General features: G+C 60.9%; 1 protein-coding gene. It reads left to right on the forward strand.

Annotation, left to right across the window (positions count from 1 at the left end):
- On the forward strand, window positions 1–376 hold a 376-nt coding region (locus AB4Z23_RS28995), incomplete at both ends, for an HlyD family secretion protein (RefSeq protein ID WP_441361373.1).

The following is a 376-nucleotide window of genomic DNA, read 5'->3' on the forward strand; positions in this document are numbered from 1 at the left end:
TCCCATACCCGGATCACCGCGCCCAAGGACGGGACGCTCGGAGAGATCACCGGCCGCGTCGGACAGTCCGTGTCGGCCGGAACGCAGATCGGATCCATCGTCGAGGACGAGGTCTGGGTCGTCGCCAACTTCAAGGAAACGCAGTTCGCCGGCCTACAGACAGGCCATGAGGTCACGTTCACAGTCGATGCGCTGGAAAACAAGTCGTTCAAAGGTCGCCTCGAACGTTTCGCGCCAGCCACTGGTTCGGAATTTTCTGTCATCAAGGCCGACAACGCCACGGGCAACTTCACGAAGGTCGCTCAGCGCATACCCGTGCGGATCTTCATCGACCAAAGCCAGGACGAGGTCGCAAGGCTTGTTCCCGGCATGTCCG

The organism is Agrobacterium sp. MCAB5, from assembly GCF_052114365.1.
In the GTDB taxonomy this organism is placed as follows: domain Bacteria; phylum Pseudomonadota; class Alphaproteobacteria; order Rhizobiales; family Rhizobiaceae; genus Agrobacterium; species Agrobacterium tumefaciens.